Annotated in this window: 22 protein-coding genes, 1 tRNA gene and 1 pseudogene; 12 read left to right on the top strand and 12 right to left on the bottom strand. The window is 53.8% G+C overall.

What is annotated here, in order from left to right; genetic code table 11:
• Positions 1-76 precede the first annotated feature (76 nt).
• Both AB4N48_RS17790 and AB4N48_RS17785 read left to right on the top strand, forming a co-directional pair.
• On the top strand, positions 77-316 hold the full coding sequence (locus AB4N48_RS17790) for a sulfurtransferase TusA family protein (RefSeq protein ID WP_041478863.1): 240 nt from the start codon (positions 77-79) through the stop codon (positions 314-316).
• 32 nt (positions 317-348) lie between these two features.
• Positions 349-1,419 carry an AI-2E family transporter gene (locus AB4N48_RS17785; RefSeq protein WP_041478862.1) on the top strand — a complete coding sequence of 357 codons (1,071 nt, stop codon included), beginning with the start codon at positions 349-351 and terminating at the stop codon, positions 1,417-1,419.
• 119 nt (positions 1,420-1,538) lie between these two features.
• Here the strand turns inward: AB4N48_RS17785 and AB4N48_RS17780 are convergent, their stop codons facing one another.
• Entirely contained in the window at positions 1,539-2,012 is a 474-nt protein-coding gene (locus tag AB4N48_RS17780; protein ID WP_041478861.1) for a peroxiredoxin, read from the bottom strand.
• 10 nt (positions 2,013-2,022) lie between these two features.
• Positions 2,023-2,583 (bottom strand): glycine cleavage system transcriptional repressor, encoded by a 561-nt coding sequence (locus tag AB4N48_RS17775; protein ID WP_024012001.1) that lies wholly within the window; start codon positions 2,581-2,583, stop codon positions 2,023-2,025.
• A 328-nt stretch (positions 2,584-2,911) separates the two neighbouring features.
• Here AB4N48_RS17775 and dapA point away from each other — a divergent pair, with 328 nt between their 5' ends.
• From dapA to AB4N48_RS17750, 5 genes are all read left to right on the top strand, one after another.
• The gene (gene dapA, locus AB4N48_RS17770) at positions 2,912-3,790 is read left to right on the top strand and encodes a 4-hydroxy-tetrahydrodipicolinate synthase (protein ID WP_016771265.1); all 879 of its coding nucleotides are present in this window, start codon (positions 2,912-2,914) and stop codon (positions 3,788-3,790) included.
• Positions 3,791-3,807: 17 nt separating this feature from the next.
• Complete coding sequence (gene bamC / locus AB4N48_RS17765; RefSeq protein ID WP_016771264.1) at positions 3,808-4,923, top strand: outer membrane protein assembly factor BamC; 1,116 nt, start codon at positions 3,808-3,810, stop codon at positions 4,921-4,923.
• A gap of 6 nt (positions 4,924-4,929) precedes the next feature.
• Complete coding sequence (locus AB4N48_RS17760; RefSeq protein ID WP_024012002.1) at positions 4,930-5,691, top strand: MBL fold metallo-hydrolase; 762 nt, start codon at positions 4,930-4,932, stop codon at positions 5,689-5,691.
• Between the two features lie 28 nt (positions 5,692-5,719).
• Entirely contained in the window at positions 5,720-6,433 is a 714-nt protein-coding gene (purC, locus tag AB4N48_RS17755; RefSeq protein ID WP_016771262.1) for a phosphoribosylaminoimidazolesuccinocarboxamide synthase, read from the top strand.
• Between the two features lie 85 nt (positions 6,434-6,518).
• A tRNA-Ser gene (locus tag AB4N48_RS17750) sits at positions 6,519-6,608 on the top strand.
• A 227-nt stretch (positions 6,609-6,835) separates the two neighbouring features.
• On the opposite strand, the gene AB4N48_RS17745 is transcribed toward AB4N48_RS17750, so the two are convergent.
• From AB4N48_RS17745 to AB4N48_RS17730, 4 genes are all read right to left on the bottom strand, one after another.
• The gene (locus AB4N48_RS17745) at positions 6,836-7,603 is read right to left on the bottom strand and encodes a hypothetical protein (protein ID WP_460094104.1); all 768 of its coding nucleotides are present in this window, start codon (positions 7,601-7,603) and stop codon (positions 6,836-6,838) included.
• On the bottom strand, positions 7,603-8,118 hold the full coding sequence (locus tag AB4N48_RS17740; RefSeq protein ID WP_460094103.1) for a hypothetical protein: 516 nt from the start codon (positions 8,116-8,118) through the stop codon (positions 7,603-7,605). The genes AB4N48_RS17745 and AB4N48_RS17740 overlap by 1 nt, the downstream gene beginning before the upstream one ends.
• Before the next feature lie 421 nt (positions 8,119-8,539).
• On the bottom strand, positions 8,540-9,379 hold the full coding sequence (locus AB4N48_RS17735; protein WP_460094101.1) for a GIY-YIG nuclease family protein: 840 nt from the start codon (positions 9,377-9,379) through the stop codon (positions 8,540-8,542).
• A gap of 72 nt (positions 9,380-9,451) precedes the next feature.
• Entirely contained in the window at positions 9,452-10,195 is a 744-nt protein-coding gene (locus tag AB4N48_RS17730) for an abortive infection family protein (protein WP_460094100.1), read from the bottom strand.
• A 209-nt stretch (positions 10,196-10,404) separates the two neighbouring features.
• On the opposite strand from AB4N48_RS17730, the gene AB4N48_RS17725 reads away from it, so the two are divergent.
• Positions 10,405-11,991: a site-specific DNA-methyltransferase gene (locus AB4N48_RS17725; protein ID WP_460094099.1), complete on the top strand. Its 1,587-nt coding sequence runs from the start codon at positions 10,405-10,407 to the stop codon at positions 11,989-11,991.
• Positions 11,992-12,002: 11 nt separating this feature from the next.
• On the top strand, positions 12,003-14,618 hold the full coding sequence (locus AB4N48_RS17720) for a DEAD/DEAH box helicase (protein WP_460094098.1): 2,616 nt from the start codon (positions 12,003-12,005) through the stop codon (positions 14,616-14,618).
• A 216-nt stretch (positions 14,619-14,834) separates the two neighbouring features.
• Here AB4N48_RS17720 and AB4N48_RS17715 read toward each other — a convergent pair whose 3' ends face one another.
• The gene (locus tag AB4N48_RS17715) at positions 14,835-15,557 is read right to left on the bottom strand and encodes a recombinase family protein (protein ID WP_460094097.1); all 723 of its coding nucleotides are present in this window, start codon (positions 15,555-15,557) and stop codon (positions 14,835-14,837) included.
• A gap of 637 nt (positions 15,558-16,194) precedes the next feature.
• Here AB4N48_RS17715 and AB4N48_RS17710 point away from each other — a divergent pair.
• On the top strand, positions 16,195-17,730 hold the full coding sequence (locus AB4N48_RS17710; protein ID WP_460094096.1) for a DEAD/DEAH box helicase family protein: 1,536 nt from the start codon (positions 16,195-16,197) through the stop codon (positions 17,728-17,730).
• A gap of 316 nt (positions 17,731-18,046) precedes the next feature.
• Here the strand turns inward: AB4N48_RS17710 and AB4N48_RS17705 are convergent, their stop codons facing one another.
• Together AB4N48_RS17705 and AB4N48_RS17700 are read right to left on the bottom strand one after the other, a co-directional pair.
• On the bottom strand, positions 18,047-18,904 hold the full coding sequence (locus AB4N48_RS17705; protein ID WP_460094095.1) for a TonB family protein: 858 nt from the start codon (positions 18,902-18,904) through the stop codon (positions 18,047-18,049).
• Positions 18,901-19,137 (bottom strand): hypothetical protein, encoded by a 237-nt coding sequence (locus AB4N48_RS17700; RefSeq protein WP_460094094.1) that lies wholly within the window; start codon positions 19,135-19,137, stop codon positions 18,901-18,903. Before AB4N48_RS17700 ends, AB4N48_RS17705 begins: the two co-directional genes overlap by 4 nt.
• A 126-nt stretch (positions 19,138-19,263) precedes the next feature.
• On the opposite strand from AB4N48_RS17700, the gene AB4N48_RS17695 reads away from it, so the two are divergent.
• Both AB4N48_RS17695 and AB4N48_RS17690 read left to right on the top strand, forming a co-directional pair.
• Positions 19,264-19,515, top strand: coding sequence for a helix-turn-helix domain-containing protein (locus AB4N48_RS17695; RefSeq protein ID WP_460094093.1), 252 nt, complete (start codon positions 19,264-19,266; stop codon positions 19,513-19,515).
• Positions 19,516-19,543: 28 nt separating this feature from the next.
• Positions 19,544-19,753, top strand: coding sequence for a hypothetical protein (locus AB4N48_RS17690; protein ID WP_460094092.1), 210 nt, complete (start codon positions 19,544-19,546; stop codon positions 19,751-19,753).
• A 182-nt stretch (positions 19,754-19,935) separates the two neighbouring features.
• Here the strand turns inward: AB4N48_RS17690 and AB4N48_RS17685 are convergent, their stop codons facing one another.
• From AB4N48_RS17685 to AB4N48_RS17675, 3 genes and pseudogenes are all read right to left on the bottom strand, one after another.
• Complete coding sequence (locus AB4N48_RS17685; RefSeq protein WP_460094091.1) at positions 19,936-20,070, bottom strand: bacteriocin immunity protein; 135 nt, start codon at positions 20,068-20,070, stop codon at positions 19,936-19,938.
• A 143-nt stretch (positions 20,071-20,213) separates the two neighbouring features.
• The gene (locus AB4N48_RS17680; protein WP_460094090.1) at positions 20,214-20,567 is read right to left on the bottom strand and encodes a DUF6572 domain-containing protein; all 354 of its coding nucleotides are present in this window, start codon (positions 20,565-20,567) and stop codon (positions 20,214-20,216) included.
• A gap of 19 nt (positions 20,568-20,586) precedes the next feature.
• Positions 20,587-21,644, bottom strand: a pseudogene (locus AB4N48_RS17675) (S-type pyocin domain-containing protein); the annotation flags it as partial.
• Positions 21,645-21,896 lie beyond the last annotated feature (252 nt).

Here is a 21,896-nt window from a genome sequence, read left to right as displayed (position 1 = left end):
AAGACCTTACTGTAGCCGGACACCGAAGCCGCGACCAGATATTCTAGGCAGCTCGACAACGAACCGGAGTGACGCAATGACTGACGCTGTAGCCCATGACGTGGAACTGGACGCCAGTGGCCTGAACTGTCCGTTGCCGTTGCTCAAGGCAAAAATGGAACTCAACAAACTGCACAGCGGCGCTGTGCTCAAGGTGATCGCTACCGATGCCGGCTCGCAACGCGACTTCCGTACCTTTGCCAAACTGGCCGGTCATGCGCTGTTGCGCGAAGAAGACGAGGCTGGCGTCTACCGTTACTGGTTGAAAAAAGCCTGACGCGAGCGCGTTAACGATCGAAGGGATTATTGATGTTCAAAGTGTTACGCGACTGGATTCAGCGCTACTTCTCCGATGAAGAAGCCGTGGTGCTGGCGGTGCTGCTGGTTCTCGCCTTCACCGCCGTGCTTACCCTCGGCGGCATGCTCGCGCCCGTATTGGCGGGCATGGTGCTGGCGTATCTGATGCAAGGCCTGGTGGTGACGCTTGAGCGGCTGCGTGTGCCCGGCGGGGTGGCGGTGGGGCTGGTGTTTGCGCTGTTCATGGGCGCGCTGATGCTGTTTATTGTCGTGGTGCTGCCGCTGCTGTGGCATCAGTTGATCACGCTGTTCAACGAGTTGCCGGGCATGCTCGCCAAGTGGCAGTCGCTGCTGCTTCTATTGCCAGAGCGCTATCCGCATCTGGTGTCTGACGAGCAAGTCTTGCAAGCGATCGAAGCGGCGCGGGGCGAGATTGGCAAGTTTGGCCAGTGGGCACTGACTTTCTCGTTGTCGAGTTTGCCGCTGCTGGTGAACATCATGATCTACCTTGTGCTGGTGCCGATTCTGGTGTTTTTCTTCCTCAAGGATCGGGCCATGATCGGCGAGTGGGTGCGTGGCTATCTGCCTCGCGAGCGCGCGCTGATCACCCGCGTCGCGCAGGAAATGAACCGGCAGATTGCCAACTACATCCGCGGCAAAGGTATCGAGATCGTGATTTGCGGCGGCGTGACCTACATCGCCTTCATCGCGCTGGGCCTGAACTACGCGGCGCTGCTGGCTTTGCTGGTCGGCTTGTCGGTGGTGGTGCCGTATGTCGGTGCGGTAGTGGTGACCGTGCCGGTGCTGCTGATTGCGCTGTTCCAGTGGGGCTGGAGCGATCAGTTCATCTACCTGATGGCGGTCTACGGAATCATTCAGACGCTGGACGGCAACGTGCTGGTGCCGTTGCTGTTTTCGGAAGCAGTGAACCTGCATCCGGTGGCGATCATCTGCGCGGTGTTGTTGTTTGGCGGATTGTGGGGATTCTGGGGTGTGTTCTTTGCGATCCCGCTGGCGACGCTGTTCAAGGCTGTGCTCGATGCGTGGCCGCGCAAGGAACCGGTGGTGGCGCCGTTGCTTTAAATCGGGGTGAGGCTTTTGGCCTCATCGCTGGCAAGCCAGCTCCCACAGGTTTTGTATGTGCTGAACCCTGTGGGAGCTGGCTTGCCAGCGATGGCGTCGGTGACGACGCAGCAAAAACATCAGGCTTTATTCAGAGCCTCAGCCGCCGCCAGCACGGCATCAACATGCCCCGGCACTTTCACGCCACGCCATTCCTGACGCAGCACACCGTCCTTATCAATCAGGAAAGTGCTGCGATCAACGCCCAGGTATTCCTTGCCATACAGCTTTTTCAGCTTGATCACGTCGAACAGCTGGCAAACCGCCTCGTCCTTATCGCTGATCAGCTCGAATGGAAATTCCTGTTTGCCTTTGAAGTTTTCGTGCGACTTCAAGCTGTCGCGGGAAATGCCGAAGACTTCGGTGTTGGCAGCCTTGAATGCCGCATATTGATCGCGAAAGCCCTGGCCTTGAGTGGTGCAGCCCGGGGTGCTGTCCTTTGGGTAGAAGTAGATCACCACTTGCTTGCCCTTGAGTTCGGACAGGCTGACGGTCTGCCCGCTGGTCGCAGGCGCGGTGAAATCCGCAACCGGTTGGTCGATGACAACGGCCATGAAAGCTTCCTTACATTGGGTTTTGTGGGCGCCAAGGCTCGATCAGGGCATCCAGGTTCATCGCGTCGGCGAAATCGAGGAACTGATCGCGCAGCCAGCTGATCTGGGTGTTGGCCGGCAGGGTCACGGTGAACGTGGCGTTAAGCATGGTGCCGCCGGTTTGGGGAGCCTGGTAAGTGTCGCAGGTGAGGTTTTCCAGTTCGACGTTATGGTCCATGAAGAACTGGCACAGCTCATTGATGATGTCCGGGCGATACGCCGAGCTGACGTAAGCCACGTAAGGCAGCGCTTGCGGACGATTTTCCAGAGCGGCGCTGCGCACCACGTTGACGGTGAAAGCGTGACGCTTGGCCAGCAATGGCAGGCTGCCTTCGAGGCGCGCGAGGGCGTCCCAGCTACCGGAAACTTCCAGCACCAGAGCGCTGCACTCGCCGTGGCGGGTCAGGCGAGAGGTGACGACGGCGCAGCGGTTTTCATGGCTGGCGCGGCACAGGACGTTGGTCAGCTCCATGGGGTTGGCGCCGAGGGCACTGATGACAAGGAATTGTTCGCGAACTGTGGGGGTGGACATGCAGCATTCCTAAAGCGATGAGCGGTCGGTAGGTTGACGGGCATTGGTGGCCGGGCGTGCCTGTTCTGGCGGTCCGTATAAAGAGCCCCGGCCAGCGTTCGCGGCTCGCTCCACTGTGCGGGAGCGCGTCGATGCGACGCAGGAACGGGGCCTGGGAGGCCGAAAGGGGAGGCAGAAACCCGGCGTACAAGCTGATCTGTACCGATCAAAGTCTGAAGGGTAGCGAAAAGCGGCGCCAAGGGGAATGGCAGCGGCGCAGTACTTCGCTTGTGCAAGCATCTTGGCGCCAGTACCATTACCGCTCTCTTTTTCCGGCAGGAGCGGTTTCATGATTGCGGGCAGTATGGTGGCACTGGTCACTCCCATGGATGCACAAGGGCGTCTTGACTGGGACAGCCTCAGCAAACTCGTGGACTTCCACCTCAAGAACGGCACCCATGCCATCGTCGCCGTCGGTACTACCGGCGAGTCGGCCACCCTTGATGTAGAAGAGCACATCGCCGTCATCAAAGCCGTGGTCAAACAGGTTGCCGGGCGCATTCCGGTCATCGCCGGCACCGGCGCCAATTCGACCCGCGAAGCCGTCGAGCTGACCCGCAACGCCAAGGCCGCCGGCGCCGATGCCTGCCTGCTGGTGGTTCCTTATTACAACAAGCCGACCCAGGAAGGTCTGTACCAGCACTTCAAGCACATCGCTGAAGCGGTCGACATTCCGCAGATTCTCTACAACGTTCCCGGCCGCACCTCCTGCGACATGCAGGCCGAGACGGTGATTCGCCTGTCCACCGTGCCGAACATCATCGGCATCAAGGAAGCCACCGGCGACCTCAAACGCGCCAAAGCGATCATCGATGGCGTGAGCAAGGATTTCATCGTGCTGTCCGGCGATGATCCGACCGCTGTCGAGCTGATCCTGCTGGGCGGCAAAGGCAACATCTCGGTCACCGCCAACGTCGCCCCGCGCGAAATGGCTGACCTGTGCGAGGCCGCGCTGAAGGGCGACGCCGATACCGCACGCGCAATCAACGAAAAACTGATGCCGCTGCACAAGGACCTGTTCATCGAAGCCAACCCGATTCCGGTGAAGTGGGCTTTGGTCGAAATGGGCCTGATGCACGAAGGCATCCGCCTGCCACTGACCTGGCTGAGCACCCCTTGTCATGAAACGCTGCGCTCGGCCCTGCGCCAGTGCAACGTCCTGGTTTAATTGAGGAAGTACAACGCATGAAGCGAATGGCCGGACTTTCCGCACTTGCCTTGATTATCTCCAGCACCAGTGGCTGCGGATGGGTCTGGGGGCCGGAAGGTTATTTCCGCGACCGTGGAAGCGATTACCTGCAAGCGCAACAGACTGCACCGATGCAATTGCCACCGGATGTGAGCACTGCCAAGCGCCTCGATCCGCTGTTGCCGATCCCGCGCAACGTGGCCGATGACACCGCGACGGGCGAATACGTCGTGCCGCGTCCTCAGCCGCTGTCGGCGGTTGCCGATGCCACTGATTACTCGCTGCAGAAGAGCGGTGATTCGCGTTGGGTCGTGGCCCAGCACCCACCGGCCGAAGTCTGGCCAGTGGCGCTGCAGTTCTTCCAGGACAACGGTTTCCGTCTGGATGAACAACGTCCGCAGACCGGTGAATTCACCACCACCTGGCAGCACTCCGACGAGCTGTCCGCTTCGATGGCCAAGCGCCTGAGTGCGGCCGGTATCGCCAGCGACAGCGAAACCCGTGTGCGCGTACGTATCGAGCCGGGCGTGCAGCGCAACACCAGTGAAATCTACGTAGTCAGCGCCGAGCGTCCTGCCGGCAGCACGGCCGACGTGGCCTTCACCAACCGTTCGGTCAACACTGGCCTGGACGCTGCGCTGGTCGACGACATGCTCGCGAGCATGAGTCGCACCTCCGAGAAGGGCGGCTCGGTGTCGATGCTGGCCTCGCGTGATTTCGACGCCCCGAGCCGTGTCAGCCTGAACGAAGACGGCAGCGGCAACCCGGTGTTGAACGTCGGTACCGATCTGGACCGCGCCTGGTCGAGCGTCGGCCGTGCGCTGGAACAGGGCGAATGGCGCGTTGAAGACATCAACCGCAGCCTGGGCCTTTACTACATCAACCTGGCCGAAAAAGCCGAGAAGAAAGACGACAAGCCTGGCTTCTTCAGCAGCCTGTTCGGCAGTGCGCCGAGCAAGGAAGAAGTCGAAGCCCGCGCCGAGCGTTATCAGGTTCGCCTGAGCAAGGTGGGCGAGAACATCCAGGTCACCGTCGAAAAGAACATCAACACCGTCGCGCCGGCCGATGTCGCGCGTAAAGTGTTGAGCGTGATTCAGGACAACCTGGGCTGATCCGATATGCGTTTTGCCGTTCTCGGCAGCGGTAGCCAAGGGAACGGCACGCTGATCGCCAGTGCTGATACGTACGTGCTGGTGGATTGTGGTTTTTCCCTGCGGGAAACCGAAAGACGTCTGTTGCGCCTGGGTGTGCACCCGGCGCAACTGAGCGCGATACTCGTGACCCACGAACATGCCGACCACGTGCATGGCGTGGGTTTGCTGTCTCGGCGCTACAATCTGCCGGTCTACCTCAGTCGCGGCACACTGCGCGGGATGCGCAAACCGCTGGAACCGGCAGGCTTTCTGGCCGGCGGCGAGCAACTGCAGATCGGCGCACTGAACGTCGGGGTCATTGCCGTGGCCCATGACGCGCAGGAGCCGACCCAGTACGTCTTCAGCGATCAGGAACAGCGGCGCTTCGGCCTGCTGACCGACCTGGGATCGTTCTGCGAGCGGGTGCTGGATGGCTATCGGGACCTCGATGCATTGATGATCGAGTCCAACCATTGCCGCGACATGCTGGCCCGTGGTCACTACCCGTACTTTCTCAAGCAGCGGGTGGGCGGCGAACGCGGACATCTGAACAACCATCAGGCGGCATTCCTGGTGGCCGAGTTGGGCTGGCAGGGTTTGCAACACCTGGTGCTGGCCCATCTGAGCAGCAAGAACAACCTGCCGCAGCTGGCCCGGCAATGTTTTGTCGACACCCTCGGGTGCGACCCGGACTGGCTGCAACTGGCCGATCAAGATTCAGGGCTCGACTGGCGCCACATCGCCTAGCCCACCTACTTAGCAAGCGGAGCCCATCATGGAAAAACGTGAAGAACTCTACCGCGGCAAAGCCAAATCGGTTTACAAGACCGACGACGCTGACCGCTTGATCCTGCTGTTTCGCAACGACACTTCGGCGTTCGACGGCAAGCGCATCGAACAGCTCGATCGCAAAGGTATGGTGAACAACAAGTTCAACGCCTTCATCATGCAGAAACTCGAAGCGGCCGGCGTGCCGACCCAGTTCGACAAACTGCTGGGCGACAACGAGTGCCTGGTGAAGAAGCTCGACATGATCCCGGTCGAATGCGTCGTGCGTAACTACGCCGCCGGCAGCCTGGTCAAGCGTCTGGGCGTCGAGGAGGGCATGAAGCTCAACCCGTACACCTTCGAACTGTTCTTGAAGGACGACGCCAAGGGCGACCCGTTCATCAACGAATCCCACGTTGTGGCATTCGGTTGGGGCACCGCCGAGCAACTGGCGCGCATGAAGGAACTGTCGCTCAAGGTCAACGAAGTCCTGAGCAAACTGTTCGACGACGCCGGCCTGCTGCTGGTCGACTTCAAGCTTGAATTCGGCGTGTTCAGCGACGGCTCCATCGTCCTCGGCGACGAGTTCAGCCCGGACGGCTGCCGTCTGTGGGACAAGGACACCAAGAAGAAGATGGACAAGGACCGCTTCCGCCAGGGCCTTGGTGACGTCATCGAAGCCTACGAAGAAGTCGCCGCTCGTCTGGGCGTACCGCTTTAATCGACGCAAGCATCTGATAGCACGGAAAAAATTTCGTTTGGGGGGGTTCGCAACCAACGAAAGTGTTGTTATGATGCGCGCCGTTGGAGAGATGCCAGAGTGGCCGAATGGGACGGATTCGAAATCCGTTGTACCTTCACCGGTACCTAGGGTTCGAATCCCTATCTCTCCGCCATACATATAAAAGCCCCGCAAGTCATTGATTTGCGGGGCTTTTTCGTTAGCAGAAAAAATTTGTTGTACGTAGTGGTTGTACGTAATTTTTTTCTTGTCCTACCTGGTAGTGCGCAAAAAAAGCCATGTCTGTCCCACTCCGGTTATGCGAGCCGGCAACCTTCTGACGAACGCTGTTCCTTCAGCACTATGGAGCTGCGTGACATATTCAAGACGCTCAGCGCTATATCACTCGTTCCGTGAGTGCTTTTGACGGATTAGCGCCTCCAGCGCATTCTTCTGATCGTTCAGAGCTTGAAGCGCATGAATGGCTTCCGATAGCGCGACTTGGTGAGTCATGGAAAGGACGATTGCCGTTGCCAATCCCATCTCCACACAAGCGAGCAAGCCCCACTCGTAGCCGTGATTCCCGACCGCGTACAGCCCCACGTTTTCGAACCGGGTCACCCCTGCCTCGTCGTCGAGCATTCGTGTGTGAAGAGTGACCGTCTTGGCATTTGGGTGAGCGCCAAAGTCGATGGAGCTTTCATATAGCTTGTACATCCAATCGCCCAATCCTGGACCTCGGCCATTGACTATTTCTTGAGCCGATTTAATTGGAGCTTGAAAGGCATTTCTGCAGGCTTTCAGGTCTTCCGGAGAGTTGTTTCTGCTGATCCATTTTTCAGTAAGAGATAGGGATACGTCCTCGGTCATCAGAAGGGCATAGCAGGCTGTTTCTAGTGCCGTTCTGAGGATAGGATGAACACCAGCGGCATGACCGGTCAGGCCTACTCGGAAGGCGGTCATCAAGAGGAATCGGGCATTGATTAGCATAGAGTGAACAACCACCTCATCAGGTGCGACGGCAGGTCCGCTGACGTGCTGTCTGAGGTACGAATCGAGGTCATCCATCATGGTTAGGAATGGTGAACCTGTGGTTAGGATTTCGTCCAGATTCTCAGTCCCGGCAGTCAGGTAGGCGCGGAACGAATCATCACCGTTGCTACTGAACATCACTGACTCTCGCTTCGTTTATAGTTCAATTCAGCTTTGTAATGAGCTGCCTCTTCTTCGATACGTTCAATCGTCCATCCTGCCTGCAGCCATAGCGGCTCAAGGAGAGCTGTGAGTTGTTTGTCAGTCTTAGAAAACAGCTCAATGTCCTCGTTCAGGGTAGTGACAATCTCGTCGAAACCTCCTGCGTACAGCATGTCCATACACTCGCGGAAGAATGTGTGCGCAAGGTGATTTCTGCGCTTGTTCGACCTATGGATCAGCAACTCCAGGTCGGCTGGTACGGGCGTGATTTTCTTGAGGGAATGGACCAGCTTGCCGAAGGTTTTTGAGAAATTTTCCTCAAAAAAATCCTCGTATTCAACGTCTGTCCATTCTCCCTTTTTAGGCAAGAAATCGAGGTAGAATAAAGCGTTGACAATCCCATGCTCCAGCACTTGCGCCATGTGCATCGCCGCGCCGTAGTAGGCGCAAAGCTCTTTGAATTGGTGGGATTGGGAGTCAAGCTCTTCCATTGTCTATCCTAGGTCTGCTGACTGTTAGTTGGGGTGTCGGGAATCATACCCAGCCGAATCACATGGCTCCAGCTACAGCGCTCCTGCTGTGGTCCGGTGCTCGGAGCGTCGCTATGATTGGGCAAGCTCAAGCGGTTACACGAACCGATTCAGAGAATTCCACACAAGCCGACCATTGCAGTCGGCTCTTGGTGGTTAGGTTAGAGGTGAGGGGTATAGTCGATTGCCGTCGTGTTGAAATCCTCAAGAGCGCCTTTGACCAGATCCATCGCGTCAAAGCCAAGACGGAACGTCCAGCTCGAATGCACGTAATGAGCGTAAAGGCTGTGGATTTAGACTCGCTTCCCGGACGGTAGAACGATGTAGGTGCTTTTTTGAGTGAGGGTGATGGCCAACGGCAACACCTAGAGTCTGGACTCCATTAATTGCCGTTCAAGCCGCTGTCGCGGGTTAAAAGCCGGCGTTTCCAGTGGATTTCTTTCCGCATCATCTCTTCTTTGCCTGTGTGCTTGTCAGCGATTTCGAGAATGCTGAACCTGAAATTCTCTGCGAAATCCTTGCCACGCTCGGTGTGTAAATCTCGAATGCGTGTGTTCCCGCCGTGCCCACTATTGGCGTAGTTCGACCATCGATCCCACAAGCCACCTGTGCCAGTCGCTGAGCCGACATAAAGCTGATGCTCGCCTTCGGTGCGGTCGGAAATTAGGTAGACTCCCGCCACGCTGGAGAGGGCTGTCTGCCATGATTCCAAGCCTTGGTTAACGATGATCTTCAGTTCCCCGTGGGATACATCTACTTCCTTGAAGCCGGGGAATCTGCCAACAGTCATTTTGGAGTCGAGGATTGCGGACAGCTTGAGGGCTTGGTGGCAGTTTTCCAGCAGAAGGTAATTCGCTCGGGGCTTTTCGTATTCCATGACAAGCCGACCTTCAAGCTCTGAAAACTCAGGGCGCTTCCTGTAGCTGTAGATGTGATCAGTATGAGGTTTTCCACTTGCTTTGGTGGAAAGTCGTGTTTCTTTGATTTTGAGCTGGTCGTAGACGCCGGTCATGAGCCACTTTGACGTACCGGGAATCTGCACAAATCCGATTAGAAACTCGCGGGTGAAATTGTGCCGTGTCTGCCATGACTGCCAGTCGTCAAAATTTCCAGCAAGGTACACGTCCAATGGTTGCTCATGACTGTTGTGTTGGGCGAGGTGAATCTTGGTTTTTTTTGGCGAGAGGTCAGGCAGGATGCTTGTCAATAGCTGCATTAGCATGTGCGTGTTGCTCTGGTGGTTTCGATGTTGATCAGTCCATTGTGCAAGTTCTACAGCTCCATGTGCCGTCAATCAGTCCGTGCGCGCTGCCTTCGCATCCCAAGTGCTGATCAGGTACAGGGCGAGTGAGCCAGCTAGATTCACAGCCAATTCAGCATGACGTGGAGCTGGTTTGACACCAGCCTTTCCGGTGCCGTGGGAATCGCTCAGACGGTTCCTCAAAGCGCCCAATCCTTCTACCACTGACGTGCAGCCGCCAAGGATCTGCTTGAAGACTTTTTCTGTGTGTTGGGAAGGGGCAAGGTTGAGCAGTTCAGCGGTCTGGCGGTAAAGCTTGTTGAGATCCGGCGTCTCGTCGTACTCAGTACCGGCTTCCTCAATAATGTGCTTGCAAACAGACTCAAGAAGGGTTCGCGCCATTGTGATTGCGCCTTCGGGGTCCGTAGTGCGCCGCTCCAGCGATTTCGTCCAAGCAACCCTCACATGCTCAGAATCGAACCGCTCGATTGCACCAGTAACCACATGGTCTGCTGGTGACGAACCTCCTTTTTCGACGTAGTCCAGAAGCGGACGGAACTCGTTCCACAGGTAGGTTCGGCGCTCGGCATAGGTGCCGTACTTATTTTTGATGAATTGCCAAAACTGACTGAGGCTGCGGCAGGTGTTCACGCAGCGGGGGACCATCGTGGCAAGGGTAGGATCGTCGAGAATGGCGCGCCTAAGCATCAGGTACGCCGTGTCGTCCTCACTACCGCCTGTAGCTTGTGAGACTAGCATGTGCTGGAGAGCTTCTGCTTCTTCTGACAATGGATGCATAGGAATGCTCTGAACCGATGGGGTATCTCGTACAGCCATCTTAAGGCTTGAACTCTGCGGCTCCAATCACTTCGCACCCCGTGCGATGCTGGTTGGCTGGGCCTACAGAGCCAGTCGCCGCTTGCCTTGCAAGGGGGTCATGGTGTCAAATCACCGGCTGCCTTCGGAGGCAGGCTTCTGCTTCATTTTTCGAGGACAAGGCGAGCACCATGCCGACATTGCATTGGGTGGGGAAGGATCAAGTCCGAAACCATCATCGGGATGTAACCTATCGCGTACTGCGCGAGCAATTCACTTTTTCAGCTCATAAGAGCCTGCCGAAGAACAGCTTAGATAACAAGATTGTCCATGGCGATAATCTGGAAGCTCTCAAAAGCTTGCTGCCTGAATATGAGGGGAAAGTGAAATGCGTTTACATCGATCCGCCCTATAATACCGGCAATGAGAACTGGGTCTACAACGACAACGTTAACGATCCACGAATCAAAAAGTGGCTTGGGAAGGTAGTCGGTAAAGAAAACGAGGATATGAGCCGTCAAGACAAATGGCTCTGCATGATGTATCCGCGTCTGAAGCTTCTGCACCGACTGCTTTCTGAAGACGGATCTATTTGGGTTTCGATTGATGACAACGCGGTAGGTATCCTTCGTCCGGTTCTGGATGAGATATTCGGCGTTGGGAATTTCGTGACCTGCGTGATTTGGGAAAAAGCGGATTCGCCTCGGAATTCCGCAAGCCAGTTCTCTACAGACCATGACTACATTCTGGTCTATTCGAAACGTCCCAATTGGGTTCCGGCTCGGCTGGCTCGTACTGCTGAATCTGATTCCATTTACGACAATCCAGATGACGATCCCAATGGTCCGTGGATTGCAGGCGATCCCTTTGCGAACAAGCCCTATTCGAAGGGGCTGTTCTCCATATTGGGACCAACTGGACGTGAGTTTTCTCCACCTCCGGGTCGGTTCTGGCGTGTATCTGAGGAAAAGTTGCGCGCTCTCGACGCTGAAGGTCGTGTCTGGTGGGGGCCAACCGGCGATGCACGTCCAAGCATCAAGCGGTATCTCAACGAGGTGGGTGACTTGGTTCCCCGCACCCTATGGAAAAAGGACGTGGGTAGCAATCGTAGCTCGAAAAACGAAATGCGGGCTATCTTCTCCGGCTCGTCGTCTTTCGACACGCCAAAGCCTAGCAGCTTGATCGGTCGAATTTTGGACATTGCTGCTGATAGCGATTCGATCATCCTCGATTCCTATGCTGGGTCTGGAACGACCGGACACGCCGTTTTGAAAGCCAACGCTCAAGATGAGGGAAATCGACGGTTCATCCTGATTGAGATGATGGATTACGCCGAATCCCTTACTGCTGAACGCATCAAGCGCGTTGTGAATGGCTATGGCGAAGAGAACAAGCCTGTGGCTGGGCTAGGTGGTGGTTTTACCTATTACTCCCTTGGCGAACCGCTGTTCGTTGAGTACGGCAATTTGAACCCTGCTGCCGGAATCGACGCGATCCGTAGCTATGTCGCATGGCAGGAAGGAATCGTCGAGGGAGCTGGTTCATCGTCCGCTGAAAGCCAGCACCGCTACTGGCTCGGCGAAGCAAATGGTCTGCGAGTCTTCTTCGCCTATGAAGAGCATTCTGTAACCACGCTCCACCTTGAGCTTCTGGCTGAGCTGGTGAAAGTCGCTGGACCAGTGTTGGTTTACGCTGACCAGTTAGCTCTTGGCGAGGATTTCATGCGTCGACACGGCATAGGCTTCAAGAAAATTCCCCGCGACATTGCTCGACTCTGAGGATTTAGAAAATGCAATTGAACACCTACCAGAGTCAGGTCATTGAGGACCTTGAGCTGTTCCTTCGTCGCTGGACTGCTTGTGATGACCCTCAGTTAGCCTATCGCGCTCACTGGGATGCACTGGGCGCGACCAAGATGCCTGGCTATCAGCCAGCCCCGCATGGCGCTCCACAAGTGTGTGCGAAGGTGCCGACCGCTGGTGGGAAAACCTTCATCGGACTCCATGCCGTTTCGAGCATCTTCGGTGCGCTCCAGAAGCGTCAAGGTGATGCTCGTTTGTGCCTATGGCTCGTTCCATCGCTTTCCATTCTTGATCAGGTCCTGCGGGCGCTGCGTAATCCAACACATCCTTACCGGCAGGCGCTGAACCGTCTGTTTGAAGGTCGTGTAAGCGTCATGGATAAGCGCGATTTGCTGTCTGGATTTCTTTCTCGGGATGAGGTGGAAGACGGGCTTGTGGTTGCCGTGCTGACTTATGACAGCCTGAAAGCTCGCAACAAGGATGACCGGAAGCTTTATCAAGAAAACAGCGCTCTGGATGACTTGACTTCGACGGCTGTTGCGGTAGGTGAGGGCGTGGACCCGTACTCACTCGTCGCCTCGATGGCAGGTTTGAATCCAGTAATCATCGTTGATGAAAGCCACAACGTGACCAGCAGCCTGTCCCAAGACATGCTCCGCAATCTCAATCCAAGCTTTGTGTTTGAGCTGACGGCTACTCCACGAACCGGGGCGAATATCATCAGTTTCGTTGACGCCTTGGTGATGCGTGACCAACACATGGTCAAGCTCCCGGTCATCGTGAGAAACCTTCCAAGCCGGACCTCTGTCATTGCTCATGCAATTGATTTGAGGGCGCGTCTCGAAGCTGAGGCGAAGGCAGAAGAGCAAACGGGTGGTGCGTACATCCGACCCATCGTGCTGCTGCAGGCGGAAAGTAAAACCAAGGCAGATGCCAAAACCTTCGAGCTGGTGAAGGCTGAGCTGCTAGAGCATGGGATTGCCGAAGACTGGATCAAGATCAAGACTGCGGACAAGGATGAGCTGAGTGGTTTGGATCTCATGTCTCCGTCCTGCCCGGTACGATTCATCATCACCGTGAACGCCTTGAAGGAAGGGTGGGACTGCCCGTTCGCCTACATTCTCGCGACGTTGGCTGACAGGTCGTCTGCGGTGGATGTGGAACAGATTCTAGGTCGGATTTTGCGACAGCCATACGTTCGTGCGCATGGACACGAACCACTGAACATGAGTTACGTGCTGACGGCTTCCAATGTCTTCAGTCAGACGTTGGAAAGAATTGTTGTCGGTCTGAACAGGGCTGGTTTCAGCCGTGCCGATTTCAGGACTCCTGACCTCGTTTCGAGCGATTCCAAGCCAGATAACCAGACCACAAAAACGGTCACGCCTGAGCCGACAAACCCTCAACCGGGACTGTTCGTCACAAACACCTCTGAGGGTGATTCTGAACTCTTTGAGCTGTCATCGAGCAGCGGTAGTGAATCTAAAGGGGAAGACTTCCTTGAGTCGACGTTGGAGGCTGCGCGTCAGGCCAATGCAGAGCTGGTAGCTGCTACGGCTACTAACGGTGGCAAGCACATCCCAAATGACGTGAGAGGCGCAATGGAACTATTCTCGCTCCGACCTGAGTTCGTCGCAGAGATCAAGGATCTCAAGCTACCCCAGTTCTATCGGAAAGCACCTGCCGGGTTGATTTTCGCTGACGAAGACGGCGGCGTTCTTCTCGACAAATCTCAGTTGCTCGACCAAGAGTTTCGTCTGGCAGATTGCGATGTGAACGACTTCTCGGTTGCACCAGTAAGCGGCGATTTGGTGAAGCTCGATCTGCTTCGTGTAGGTAGCTCTCAGGGTGATTACGAGCCCACTAAGATTCAGTTGAAGGACAATGAGATTCGCAAGCTGAAGGACTACCTGTCCAGCTTGGATTCCGAAGGCAAACGGCGTCAGCTCACAGGGCTGGTTGGTAACTGGCTTGGCAAGATGCCACCGTTGGCTGAGGCAGATTTGCAGGCGTACATCCGTAAGATTCTGGCTAGGCTGAGTGCCGGTCAACTGGATGAGGTGCTTGAACAGCAGCATGCCTACGTTGAGAGCATCAAGCAGCGTGTTCGTAGCGAAATGCTGGGGTTCTCGCGCAGGCGCTTCAAGCAGTGGATCGACCTCAACAAGGTGGACACTCGACCTTCCTACCAACTGCCAATGGAGATTGCTCCACGGCAGAAAGCCCCTCTCGCGGCGGAGAATTCGCTGTACGTCCGTGAAGAGAAGGGCAATGGTCTTGAAGAACGCATGTCGGAATTCCTGTCGGATTGTGAAAACGTCCGGTGGTGGCACAGGAACTCAAGCGGTCGCGGGTTCGTCCTGAATGGACCGATCAACCACTACCCTGATTTCGTTCTGAAACTGCGCTCTGGACTGATCATCCTTTTGGAGACCAAAGGTGGTGACCGGGACAACTCCGACTCCAGCGCCAAAATCGAGCTTGGTAAGTATTGGGAAAGATGTGCCGGACGTGAGTATCGTTATCTGATGGTTTTCGAGCATAGCCCGTTAGAAGGCGCGTATTCATGGGCAGAAGCCTGCGAGCTGCTAAAAAACCTATGATCAGCCGACTACAGGGGCCGCAATCGCGCGCTCGCGCTCCGGTGCTGATTATTCAAGGCCGTACCTTGAACAATGATATGCCGTTCCCAACGAGGTTGCTCGAAGGTGCTTTCCCTGCTTCAACAAATCCCAATAACCACTCCCTTGGGGCTTCGTAGAGCTTACCTCAGGGATGGCTGTTAGGTATCTAGTAGCAGGCATATGCTGCAGTAGGTGTCATGGCGGACCAAAGCTCAGGCCTAACGACAGCATGACGCGGCGGACTTGCATGGGCGACCATGTGCCGCCACGGCTGGTAGTGATATTTTTCGAGTTCATACATTCTGCAACGGCCGTGAGCGTGGTGGCGCCTTTTCGGATACATAGATCTATTGGGTCGCGTAACGTCTCGGTCCAACTTGATACGCGGTCTTGGACGGCCTGTCGTGCCTTTGCCCGATTGTGATCATTGCGGCCGCGCGTCAATGTGACCGCACGGTTGGCGACCTTTTTCATGGCTTCGGTTTTCCCGCTATCTGCGTCCCTTTTCAGCGCGGCCAACGCGTCTTTCGTACGGCCCGCAATAAATTCCCGCTCTTGCTGCGCTAGGGCAGCGAACAGATGTAGCTGGAAATTGTCAGCGTGGGGCATGGTAGCGACTTTCAGGATTGCTCGCTTCATTAGTCCAGCAATGTGCTCGACGTCCCGGCTTATGCGATCTACCTTCGCGACCAAAATTGGTAGGCCTAGGGCGAGTGCAGCCTTGCACTGAGGACGATCATGGGGGGCAATCGTACCGCTTACAGTTTCAATATACTCCGCTACGATTTTCCACCCCTGTTGACGCGCAGCCGCCTGCACATAATCGCGTTGTGCATCAAGCCCTAGTCCTGATTTTTCTTGAGCGCCAGTGCTAACGCGAAGATACGTGACTACCTCGGATACCATTGCCTTCATCATGAAATCTCCCTGGCTGCTAGGCAGTACTGAGTATAACGTATCTTGAACGAACGTTCTAGGAGTGTTAATTATGTAGAGGCTCTCCGCGTTGAGTACACGGTTGGTTGATCGGAAGGTGCTGGTCGCAGGGCAACCGTTCTGCGTTGTACTGGACGAGATTGGTGTGGTGCATTCTGTCCTTCCAGTTAAAGCACGCCACCCCCGCGATTTCTGCCCTCTCAGGATTTTGCGAACGCCAGGTAATCGTAAGCAAACGGTGACACTCTCATGTTCAATTCATTGATATGCATATCTATCCCGCCCGCCGGATCGGGTGGCGCAAACGCATCGTTGATAAACCACGGTAGGCGTACAGGCTAGGCGACGAGGAGGTGGTATCGTTCTGAAACATTTGTATCATTTTTTTAGAATTATCCTTTTTCTGATCCGTAGATATGTACCAAGTCAGATACAGCGTGGTCTGAGACGATTGTATCAAAGTCATTGCATTAACAAAGATTAACGTTGCATTAAGTGAGTATTTATGTGGCTTGAATGTTTATCCTGCAGGCTTGTGTAAGGCATTATAGCTCCAGAAGGGACGGTATGTTATCGGCCCATTAAACAGGGCGTAAGTTTGACACAAAAAACAATCCATTTGGCTTTCGCATTGCCGGGCAGTGGCAAAACACACAAGTTCCTGCAAGCGGCGAGGGAGCTGATAAATGCGGACAAAAAGATAATTCTTGTTCTCCCGACAAATATGCTGGCCGATGAAATCATGCAGCGTATGCCGTCAGACGTGAACGCAACACGCATTGATTCGACCACCAGGAATAAGGCAAACGTTATCCGTATGTTAGATGCGGCCCTAGCGCCGACTAGTGGCGAGAAATTTATCATCTGCCAACACGCGACATTCGACAAGTGTTCACAGGATCACTTGAAGGACTGGATAGTTGTCGTAGATGAGACACCCGCGATACTTGATCTTAAGCATCACACATTCAAAGCTAGCCAGTTTGGGCACGTTAAATATATCGAATGTGTAAATGGCTTGGTCCGAATCAAAGGCGGGATGCGGAATAAGATTTTGATCGAGATTCAATCGTACAGATCTTCGAAATCGAATAGGTCCACGAAGATAGCAAGTACCCTAAGTGATGATGTGTATGATATTTACGATGCATTGATTAACGGTTATATGGTGTTGGTGGATGAAAACTCTAACTTAGGTGCAGCGTGCCAAAACGATAAACGAACGGTTCGCATAATTAACGAAAGGGGGTTTTTCACTCGTTTCGAAGCGGCACGAGAAACGCATCTGTTGACGGCAACCATCGTGGGTGGTCTTTTCGATTATTATAGAGTATTGAATGGTTTCACATATAGCAAATCAATGTTCACGCCGCCCTGTAGAAGTGTTTTTCCGCTCGTCAGGGTTTATCCAATGTTATTGCCGGGTGTAGTGTTTTCGAAAACTCTTGCTGATTCCGAAAGCGAATCGCACGCCAATTTGAAGAATTTGACAGTGATGATAAACCGTATTGTAAATCACATGGGTGAAGATAAGATTTTACTTTTTACGCATTCGTGGGCGCATGCACCCTACGGACCAAGCCTGATTCCATGCAAGTATGACAGTCGCGGAGTCGACACGCTCAAACGCTATAACAACGCATTCACGGCTATTCATGGTAACCCAACACCTCCCGAACGTCGCTCACTTGAGTCTCTCGCGCAATCCCACGGTACATCGCTGACAACACTATTAAAGGCTTGGGAAGTTACAAATAAGTATGAAGTAATTTTTCAGAATGTATTTCGTACAAGCTTGAGATGTATGTACCGAAGCGACGGGGCATTGATTGATACTCCAACAAGTGAGGTTCGTTTATTTGTGCCTGACTATCAGACCGTTGAGTATCTGAAAAATTATCTTCCAGAAGCTATCCTAGATGAGTCGTTAGCCAAGTCATACCGACTGGAAAAAACAAAGGGGCGAACATCGCATCCCAATAGGGAGAAAATGGTAAGGATGATAAAAGACGGTTGCAGTAACAAAGAAATTGAAGCGGAAACAAAACTTTCGCGGACCATCATTTGCAAAGAGCGTTTAGTTCTGGGTATTCCTTCGCGGGTTAAAGCGATCGGAGAAGTGATTGCTAATCGCAGACAATCGTCGAATGTGTAAACTTAATCCTTACAAGCTTCTAAGGAATTAATTTACAAGAACCGTTATACACCGAAGGTGTTCCCGTAGCGTAGCGAGGGATATTCATGTTTGAAAGGTTCTAGTGAATTTCGTAAATGCATCTCTAATGCTCGCCTGCCGGCTTCGCATGAACTGCGTTCTAGTAATTTTTCGGACATATGATGTTTCCGGTTTTAGGTATTTTATATTTGGGTGGTACTCGTCGATCAACGGCTTCGACTCTGATCTTGGGTGTTATAGCTCTATATATATTAATAATAGAAGATAATAGTAGGTGTTTATAGGTAAAAGTTTGCTATAGTGCCAAATCATCTGGCGTAAAGGATAATTCAAATAATCTATATTTGGCTGCGTCACTTGGTTTCAACTCTCGTGCCTCTGTAATTATTCCAATGTTCCTGACCGTTGAGGCAACTGACTGATCATATTTTGTGTCACCGCTAGACTGGGCGATGTCGACAGATGTAATGGTCCCTTCATCAGCCATGCCAATTTTCAACGTAACGGTCATATAGTTCTGCGTCGATGGTGGGCGCACCCAGGATTCTGACGCTCTAGCTTTGATCAAGTCTTCAAAGTTCTCGGCTGCGTCAATCCTGTTTTTGAGAGGTGGGGCGGACTTGGTCAACGCGATCGCTGACGGGAAAGCCAAACAGTTAGTTAGGTATACCCCCAATCCAAACTCGACCCTACGACATTGAAAATACATTTGTTGATTTATATTAAGGTTTGACGCGAATTCAATGGCTGACTGAACACCACCGATTTCAGCTTTGGCATTCGCAGTTTTCCATGGCCATGCCTGATTCTTTGCCAGTATTACGGTCACTGCGGTGTCCTTGCCTTGGTCAAGGATAAAATATGTGCCCTGATTATCCGCTACGACCTTGCTGATTCGTCCGTGGTAAATGCCCGGCTTACTGAATTGAATCTGTGCCCTTGCTTGATTCGCCCGAAACTCTTTGACGATCTGCTTGGTGTCCATAGCGGATTCGAAATGCCACCCAGTGGTATCAAGCATTTCTTGTAAACGTTCACTATAAAGGCTGGATGCCACTGAATCCGCGTCAGTTGGTTGAGCGGCCATCACCGGATTTGATGCGATTGCAATGGCGACCAGCACTAGGAGCTTTGAGGATCTGTTCATTTTCATCCTTCGCTCTTGTTTACGGTGGGCGTCGAAGCGCTCAAGCGGAGCATAGTCGAAGGAATGCTGAGCAAGAAGAGGATGACTGCAAGGATCAGGATCACGGTGCCGACCAGGACGCCGACACCAATTGCTTGGCGGAAACTCAAGACGTATCCAAGCTCCATAGCAAAAATTCCAGACAAACTGGCGATTGGCATGCAGAGCGTTGCGAGAAACACTGAAAGGTAAAGCTTCATATCTATTCCTTTAGTCAATAAGCGCCGCCGCTGGGCGAGTTGAGACGTGCATCAATAGGATATCTGAAATTCAGATATCCGAAAATCAGATATAGGTTTCTGGGCTGCTCTTACTGGACAGCCCTCATGCCAAAGGCCATTTATCGAAGTGAATACGAGGTATTTTTGACTCTGTTGCGGAGTCGACGGACTGCTGCGGGGTTGACGCAAGTCGAGTGTTCGAAGTCAATGGGGCGCCCACAATCGTTTATGAGTGATGTCGAAAGGGGGACGCGACGGCTGGACATCATTCAGATGCACGACCTTTGTAAGGTGCTGGGATGCGATCTTGTTGAGCTGGTTCAAGACTTCGTTTCTGGCATTCATACTCCAGAATGACCGAGTACCGGCCATCAAGGAGAAATACGTGTCAGATCGTGACGAAGCTCTAGCCAACGCCATTGAGCTGTTGATGATGAACCAGAACGGGATAGGTGCTGCAGTTGAAGAGCTTGCCAAATGGGTTGCCGAACGAGGCTCTGTGGACGTTGCCGATAGCGCTGTCACCGCGTTGCAAGCACTCGATCTGAATGCTGAAGGGATAGCTAGCGCAATAAGGGTGCTGCGTCAGGAATAGACAGAATGAACCTTCCCGCGATTCAAGCCAGCCTTGCAACTGGTAGAATCCGCAATTGCTCGCCCACGCCAGAGTTTGTGCAGGATGACAGTCCATTGGTATGGGCGAGCTACCAGTATCTGTAAACGGATTAGTTTCTGAACTCACTACCCCAGTCATCACACATTGGGCCAGGAACTGAATCAGGCCTCTTTGAATCCGGGCATGCCCCGAGCCACTCGCCATTCCTTTACGGTTTGGGTGATGCCAGACGCTGAGCCATCCGCGCCGTTATCCGGGTAAAAAATCAAATCAGACCCAGCAAGGTGCTCGCCCACCTCTTCAAAAAGGAACCCCAGCTTGTTCCTTCCGGCTCCGTGCCATCGTGGCTAATGATGCGTTGTAGCATGGCTACGAATTCGCTTTCTGTGTACTCGCTTAATGTATTGTTCATGATTTCTGCCTGTCTTCCCTGCGGATTTCACATGTTGCGAATTTCCTCATTCGCATCAAGCACGAACTCAAACCCGATACCCACGTCCTTTAGTGTCTGTGCAACGCGTTCTACGAAGAACTCCGCTTGTTCTGGTAGCTTGTACAAGCCGTTAATGCGGATGATGGGCAGCTTGCCTTTGGATGACGGGTAGCTTTCCAATATTTCGCCGCTTTCGATGAAGGCAATGTAGGTATTGATCTTCTCTTGCAGCAGTAGGTGTCCACCCTGGTGGGCCTTGTCGCCCCATTTGAGGTGGTCGCTGATAATCAGAATTACGTTTTTGGGTTCCCACTCTGGTACAGCAACAATATCGACGACTTTCGGTTCTACAATGGACATGTCTGCTCCCACAGAGGGGTGGATCAGGTCGACGAATTTCGAATCTGGTTGGCGGTATCTTGGTGCCGCCGGGAAAGCCGGTTTCCCTTTTCCTACAACGGTTGCACCAGTTTTCTCAATTTCAGGGAAGGCGGCTTTCTGGTTCTAGGTAAGTAGTGCGGTATCAGATGACTTGCATTCAACGCATGAAATCTCGCCGTCAGTGTCCCGGCCCATCATATCAACTCGGGGTTTAACGCCGCTGTCGGTTTTAACTGTATCCTCGCGGACGGCTTCGGGTCTGGTCTCGCTGTACTTATCGTAAGACGTGTCTTCGAAGGCCTTGCCCTGCTTCTCGTTGTTCTCCAGCTGTGTGCTGAGCACAATGTAGATCGGCTCAATACCCTAGTCAGGGAACCAGATGATTGCATCTTGGAACTCAGGAGGATGTGACGGGTTTGCCAGTAGGGTGTCAGACTTTGCTGTCGGCGGATACACCCAGACAGGTTGCAACTTTGGTGCGTCTTCCAGCGCAGGAATACTCAGTACACCGTCACCACTTGCCGCTGGCGTCCAAGTGAGCCCAATCCCGTTGCCGATGTCGGCAACATATGTCTCACCGACTTTATCACCCTTGATGGCCCGAACGTTTTCCCAATCCGACTTACCGCCCGTGTAGAAGCCGTAAGCGTTAACAGAGACGTCCGGCAAGGTCTGGACGTTATCCCGGACACGGGTGCGGCCAGCTTCGAGCGTTGCGTACTGGTCGTTCTTATAGAAGGCACTGTCGGGCGAAATGCTGGTGTTTGGTATCAGCATCCCAATGGTGCCCATTACAAAGCCAGCGCCAATAACGCTTGATCCCTTAAGCAGGCCCAGTGAAAGCGATCGGCCCAGACGTTGGGCAATTGCACTGCGAGTAGCAGACCCGCCTACCAACTGCAGTGGGGTGCCTTGGATGTTAATTGCTGCCACAGTCCCAAGCACAGCCCACAGTCCGTATTCGGTAAGTTTCTCTACAGGCACAAACCCGGATTGGTTATTGTGATCGATTACACCGTCTGGAAGGTTGCAGCTCTTGGCGAACACACAGCCCATTGGGTAATTGCACGGACTTGCCCACCCATTTGCATTCGATCCTAACCAGTCATTTGTATCGGATTGGACCAGCACGATTCGTGGACATGACAGGCAGCGTACAACCCAAAGCTGACTGAGACCATAGGCAGAAAGATCGGCCATGCTCGGCCGCTGGACGGAGCGCTACCAAATGCTTAGCTGCCGCTTTGAGTAGATTGGGCTTCCCGTCGATGGTATATGACCCCCTTCGGCGGTCAGCCAAAAGCACAG

This window comes from Pseudomonas sp. S2_C11, assembly GCF_054668395.1.
Note: the sequence above shows the minus strand (reverse complement) of the source record. Positions and strands in the feature narration are given on the sequence as shown.

Excerpts from the sequence above, each read along its gene's own strand:
- AB4N48_RS17720 (WP_460094098.1), top strand. The coding sequence starts at position 12,003 with ATGCAATTGAACACCTACCAGAGTCAGGTCATTGAGGACCTTGAGCTG.
- AB4N48_RS17715 (WP_460094097.1), bottom strand. The coding sequence starts at position 15,557 with ATGATGAAGGCAATGGTATCCGAGGTAGTCACGTATCTTCGCGTTAGC.
- AB4N48_RS17730 (WP_460094100.1), bottom strand. The coding sequence starts at position 10,195 with ATGCATCCATTGTCAGAAGAAGCAGAAGCTCTCCAGCACATGCTAGTC.
- AB4N48_RS17725 (WP_460094099.1), top strand. The coding sequence starts at position 10,405 with ATGCCGACATTGCATTGGGTGGGGAAGGATCAAGTCCGAAACCATCAT.
- AB4N48_RS17790 (WP_041478863.1), top strand. The coding sequence starts at position 77 with ATGACTGACGCTGTAGCCCATGACGTGGAACTGGACGCCAGTGGCCTG.
- AB4N48_RS17695 (WP_460094093.1), top strand. The coding sequence starts at position 19,264 with ATGCCAAAGGCCATTTATCGAAGTGAATACGAGGTATTTTTGACTCTG.
- AB4N48_RS17785 (WP_041478862.1), top strand. The coding sequence starts at position 349 with ATGTTCAAAGTGTTACGCGACTGGATTCAGCGCTACTTCTCCGATGAA.
- AB4N48_RS17780 (WP_041478861.1), bottom strand. The coding sequence starts at position 2,012 with ATGGCCGTTGTCATCGACCAACCGGTTGCGGATTTCACCGCGCCTGCG.
- bamC (WP_016771264.1), top strand. The coding sequence starts at position 3,808 with ATGAAGCGAATGGCCGGACTTTCCGCACTTGCCTTGATTATCTCCAGC.
- AB4N48_RS17745 (WP_460094104.1), bottom strand. The coding sequence starts at position 7,603 with ATGTTCAGTAGCAACGGTGATGATTCGTTCCGCGCCTACCTGACTGCC.
- AB4N48_RS17775 (WP_024012001.1), bottom strand. The coding sequence starts at position 2,583 with ATGTCCACCCCCACAGTTCGCGAACAATTCCTTGTCATCAGTGCCCTC.
- AB4N48_RS17760 (WP_024012002.1), top strand. The coding sequence starts at position 4,930 with ATGCGTTTTGCCGTTCTCGGCAGCGGTAGCCAAGGGAACGGCACGCTG.
- AB4N48_RS17680 (WP_460094090.1), bottom strand. The coding sequence starts at position 20,567 with ATGTCCATTGTAGAACCGAAAGTCGTCGATATTGTTGCTGTACCAGAG.
- AB4N48_RS17705 (WP_460094095.1), bottom strand. The coding sequence starts at position 18,904 with ATGAAAATGAACAGATCCTCAAAGCTCCTAGTGCTGGTCGCCATTGCA.
- AB4N48_RS17740 (WP_460094103.1), bottom strand. The coding sequence starts at position 8,118 with ATGGAAGAGCTTGACTCCCAATCCCACCAATTCAAAGAGCTTTGCGCC.
- dapA (WP_016771265.1), top strand. The coding sequence starts at position 2,912 with ATGATTGCGGGCAGTATGGTGGCACTGGTCACTCCCATGGATGCACAA.
- AB4N48_RS17735 (WP_460094101.1), bottom strand. The coding sequence starts at position 9,379 with ATGCTAATGCAGCTATTGACAAGCATCCTGCCTGACCTCTCGCCAAAA.
- purC (WP_016771262.1), top strand. The coding sequence starts at position 5,720 with ATGGAAAAACGTGAAGAACTCTACCGCGGCAAAGCCAAATCGGTTTAC.
- AB4N48_RS17700 (WP_460094094.1), bottom strand. The coding sequence starts at position 19,137 with ATGAAGCTTTACCTTTCAGTGTTTCTCGCAACGCTCTGCATGCCAATC.